The organism is Neobacillus sp. BF23-41 (assembly GCF_041106275.1).
This window is the reverse complement of sequence record NZ_JBGBPR010000067.1, coordinates 1-4,863: the sequence shown is the minus strand read 5'-3', so window position 1 is coordinate 4,863 and position 4,863 is coordinate 1. Positions and strand designations below refer to the sequence as shown.

Annotated in this window: 5 protein-coding genes; 4 read left to right on the top strand and 1 reads right to left on the bottom strand. The window is 33.0% G+C overall.

Going from position 1 to position 4,863, the window contains the following annotated elements:
- The first annotated feature begins 644 nt into the window (after positions 1 to 644).
- The 3 genes from AB7942_RS30015 to AB7942_RS30005 all read left to right on the top strand — a co-directional run bounded on the left by AB7942_RS30015 (position 645) and on the right by AB7942_RS30005 (position 2,302).
- On the top strand, positions 645 to 1,094 hold the full coding sequence (locus AB7942_RS30015) for a GNAT family N-acetyltransferase (protein ID WP_369449717.1): 450 nt from the start codon (positions 645 to 647) through the stop codon (positions 1,092 to 1,094).
- Positions 1,095 to 1,320: 226 nt separating this feature from the next.
- Positions 1,321 to 1,581, top strand: coding sequence for a CPCC family cysteine-rich protein (locus AB7942_RS30010; RefSeq protein ID WP_369449716.1), 261 nt, complete (start codon positions 1,321 to 1,323; stop codon positions 1,579 to 1,581).
- A 142-nt stretch (positions 1,582 to 1,723) separates the two neighbouring features.
- A complete protein-coding gene (locus AB7942_RS30005) occupies positions 1,724 to 2,302 on the top strand; it encodes a hypothetical protein (RefSeq protein ID WP_369449715.1) in 579 nt (192 codons plus the stop codon).
- Positions 2,303 to 2,522: 220 nt separating this feature from the next.
- On the opposite strand, the gene AB7942_RS30000 is transcribed toward AB7942_RS30005, so the two are convergent.
- Positions 2,523 to 2,915, bottom strand: coding sequence for a hypothetical protein (locus AB7942_RS30000; protein WP_369449714.1), 393 nt, complete (start codon positions 2,913 to 2,915; stop codon positions 2,523 to 2,525).
- Between the two features lie 740 nt (positions 2,916 to 3,655).
- Between AB7942_RS30000 and AB7942_RS29995 the strand changes: the two genes are divergently transcribed.
- Positions 3,656 to 4,651, top strand: a complete 996-nt coding sequence (locus tag AB7942_RS29995) for an alpha/beta hydrolase family protein (RefSeq protein WP_088089884.1) — start codon at positions 3,656 to 3,658, stop codon at positions 4,649 to 4,651.
- Positions 4,652 to 4,863 lie beyond the last annotated feature (212 nt).

Below are 4,863 nucleotides of genomic sequence, written 5' to 3'. Positions count from 1 at the left end.
GCTTCCTTACATCCAACAACACAATTGGATGCAGGTGAGCAGTTTGATTGGAGGATTGAGATCTGCCCTATCCACTATTTCGAGAAGAGAGAATAGAAGTAAAGTTTCATTTTTCTTCTAGTATCATTTGCGAGCTCCAATAGCAATGAGTCGCATTTACCTTATTCAACTAAAGGGTGCTTGAGTTGAACAAGGAATTACCTTTCTTAAATAACTTATAATAGGAGACGAAAATGAAGGATTTCGTGTTTTATTTAATGGCATTTATAGGGATTTTAATAATGTTTATTAGTTTGATTAATATGTTAATTATAGACATGAAAAATAGGAAGAATAATCAAAAGAAAAGCAAATCAAAGCATGTAAAATTAGTGTTGTTTGGATTTATTATTTTTGTATTATCACGTATTTTACATGGACAACTTCTTTAAAATCGACGATTATTCTTATTGAAGTAACGGGTGCAAGAGTTAAAGAAATGATCGCTGTGGCGGTCTTTTTTCTTGTTGTGCTAACGGGCAGGATAATGAAATAAGATAGAAAGAAATTTTATAAAATAAAGTACTCGCATCGGGTAGTATTCATCGATTTTATAACAGAAAACAACATATAAAGCAGTTAATAAATCTTAAGGAGGTATTGTAGTGAACCAACACAAATTCATAATAACTCAGTATAATCCCAAGTATGCAGAACAGACAGTGGATATGTGGCGAGATAGTAAGGAACAGGCTATTGGTCAGAAAGGAATTCATAGCTTTGAAAATCACGTTTATTTTTTAAATCATATATTACCTGAACAGTGTCAAATAGATTTAGCGTTAATTGATGAAAAGGTAGTTGGAATGATTGCCTATAATGAGAGGGAAATAAGCCAACTGTATATTCATATTGATTATCAAGGAATTGGTATAGGTCAAACATTACTTGACAAAGTAAAAGAACAATCAAGTGGGAGATTAACATTATACACATTTGAAGTAAATGAAAACGCACAACGATTTTATGAAAAGCATGGATTTAAAATCATTGGTAGAGGACATGAAAATGAAGAAAATTTACCTGATATTCAATATGAATGGATATCCAAATAAATAATATAAACGGGGGCTATAGGCATAAAAAAGCTAACGTAAAATCAATTGTTTAACCGATATAAGTCCGTTCTTTTTTGTTGGTGTTGAAACACTAACCCAAGATTGTGAAGGGATGTACTTAAAGTAACGGGGTGCTTTACTTCAGTAAGGAGTAGAGCTTTTGTTGTTCCACTAACGGAGCAGTATGGCGGAAGAAGGTAAATGCTATTATTGGGGTGATTAGATGAAATATACTTGTCCTTGTTGTGGCTATAAAACATTAGATGAAGAACCTCCTGGAACATATGACATATGTAGTATCTGCTTTTGGGAAGATGATGGAGTTCAATATGATGACCCTGATTATGGGGGTGGTGCAAATATCCCCACTTTAAGGCAAGCACGGAAAAACTATATCTTATTTGGTGCTTGTGAGGAAAGGTGTATTGAGTTTGTAAGAAAACCAAATGAAAATGATGTGAAAGACCCTAATTGGAAACTGTAATAGCTTATTGAAGTAACGGGGGCAATAGTTAATGATGGAGATCGTTGCGGCGATCTTTTTGCTTGTTGTACTAACGTGCAGTTTAGTTGAACAAGGAATAGTGATAACATTAATGTAGTGATTAACTATCGAAGTAGGTGAGATGGAAGTGAAGTTTAAATATTATCTTAGTGGAATTGGATGGGCTACTTGTATTGTTGAAGTTAATGGACAGAAATTAGAATTTACAGCAAGTTATTTAACAGATTGTTTATATGATTTTTTAAGGTCACTAATGCTTTTAAACTCTTTTTGTGTTCCTAAAGATGAGATTAGGCAAGAAACTGAATGTAAATGGGATGGAGAACCAGAGCAAATAGAGTGGACTTTTGAATTAAGAGAAAACAACAGATTAATTATAAAAGCTGTATATTATGAAGATGATTTCAACTTAGATACCTCAGAAATTTTAATGGATACAGAGTGCCCATATGACGATTTTTTAAGAATTGTGTTAAAGGAAATAGATGCACTAATAAAAAGGCACGGAATTATGGGCTATAGAGAAGATTGGAATGAACACGATTTTCCTTTAACCACTTTTTTAAAACTAAAACATTATATAATTCATAAACAAAAATACCCTATACAAGAAGCACAAGGAGAATTTGATAAAGAGACAAGAAGTAACTTGAAATATGATTTAGAATTATTGTTGCAAGAAATCAATAATCCTTCTTAAGCTATCGGGTGCAAGAGTTAAAGATTGGGATGGCTGCTACGATCCCTTTTTTTATTGCACTAACGGTCAGTTTAATTTAAGTGTAATTATTCACAATCTGTATTATTAAATGTCCTTTTCCTCCACACAAAAAGACTCCCACCATATGAAAAAGGAGAATGAATTCATTATGAAATCATCCCCTCAAATAGTTTGAAAATGCATATAGTGATATTACTCCTCAATGACTAGCTAAACGTTTTTCAAAATCCGCCTTAAACAACAGAATAGCATCAATATTTACAGCAAAATCGTGGTCACTGATATTAAAATTAGTTATAAACTCGTCACACCTCTCACGAACCATAATTGTCGGACGGATATTGTCTCCAATAGCGTCCTGAGTTACACCACTTCCATAAATATACCAGTTAGTTTCAGTAGGCTTATTCGCTGCATTTTTAGATAAGTCATTTTTTATTATTTCGCATAAATTATCCATAAAATCTTCATTAAGATTAATGTTTTTTCCATATTCACCATCAACAGATATATCAGCATCTCCATACCAAATATTTCTGCTTGTTCGCTTTCCGTCATTTGAAGTGTAAGTTTCATCAAACAAAATCTTCATTTACATTACCACCCCGTTAAAATACAATTTCTTCACACTATTATACACCAATTAGAAATTGTAAAATAGCTTGCTGTTAGTCTCACTAAACTTGTAAGAGTTAGGCAAGCTAACTTCATAGTAGGGTTCCTCCTAAAGTTGTGAGTTAGAGTGGTGTCTATACTCATATCTTACTGAGGAGCCCTATTTTTTTCAAAGTCGAAAAATAACGATCTACAGGAATGCTATCGGGGGCTTTTGTGAAAGAAAACGGTTGCCAATAAACTGGTTGCTTTTCTTATTCAACTAAAGGAGCAGATTAGTTTAAATACATTCCTTCACAAAGTCATAAAAAATATGACTTTCCTAGTTAAGGAATCGTCTTCATCTAAAAAACAAGCTGCCCACTAATATATTAACGGGTTCTCTTTTGGTGTACAAAACAGACAAAAAGTAATGCAAATAGCCACCTAATTCGCATTTGAATTAGATGGCTTATTTTTGTTGGTATATAAACGTTTAAGGGTTAATAACTTTGTAGCAAGGAAGCCAGGATTCATATTAAATAATCAGGTGCTTTAAGGGAAGATAGACAGAGCTGTTAATGCAGCTTTCTTTTTTATTGAAGTAACGGGAAATTACCCTTACCAAAAGAAATCGTCTGCATTAAATTTATTAGTATTTTAGTGACTCAGTTAGTATTTTGGTTTATATTGGTAAATACAGGTCTAGAATTTTATATTTAATAGGGGGAAAAAGACTTGATAGAAAAACAAGTAGAATTTAAAAGTGATTTAATATTAAAAGGCACTTTAGCTTTGCCAGAAAAAGATGGAAAATTTCCTGCGGTTATTATGTTACACGGTTCAGGACCAGGAGATAGAGATTCTAATGTCAAAGGTATTAAAAATATCGACGTATTTAATACCTTTGCAAAGTATTTTTCAGAAATAGGAGTCGCTTCATTAAGGTACGATAAGAGAGGTGTAAAAGAAAGCGAAGGGTCTTATCTAGAATGCGGAATGTGGGATTTAGTAAACGATGCAGTCGCAGGAATTCGCTTCTTAAAAAACCATCCTCAAATAGATAACAATAAGATTATTATAATGGGACACAGTGAAGGATGCTTGCTTGCACCTGCTGTAAACAAAATAGAACCAGTTGACGGAATTGTATTCCTTTCTGGAGCGGTTGGTAGCCTATCAGAAGCCATTGATTATCAATTGGGGAAATTTTCTGAGGAAATTAAAATGAAAAAAGGGTTCTTGGGATGGTTATTACGTGTTTTGAAAGCAGACCAAAGAGCTGTAAAACAAAATAAGAAGACAATGGATAAAGTGAATCGAAGCAAAAAAACGGTAATGAGGATAAGTATGGTAAAAATTAATGCAAAATGGATTAGAGAACATCATCAGTATGATGTAGGAGACGATTTACCTTTCGTTGAATGTCCAGTCCTTGCGATAACAGGTTCGAAAGACCTTCAAGTAAATCCTGATGATGCGAAAAAAATTGCAAGTTTAGTAAAAGGACCATCTGAATATCATATTTTAGAAGGGCTTAACCATATACTTCGAAACCAAGAAGAAGATCTTTCGTTTCTTAAAATCAAAAAAATATATATGAAAAACTTAGATAAACCATTAGATAGCACTCTTATTTCATTAGTAAATGATTGGCTTAAAAGGACCTATTTAACTGAAATTATGTTGGAACCTAAAGTTGGAACATTAAATCTAAAAGAACAAATAAATTAACGACAGTATAAAGATAAAAGAAAGACTGAATTCCAGATTTCAACCTTATTGGATTGACCCATCTTCAACAAACGGGTGCTTGAGTTTAAGATCAGAGCTGTCATTGAGGCAGCTTTTTCTTGTTGAACTAACGAGGCAGTTTAGCATTCCTGTAGATTGTTAAATATCAGGTTTGAAAAAAATAGAGCCCCTCAGTAAGATACGAGTATAGA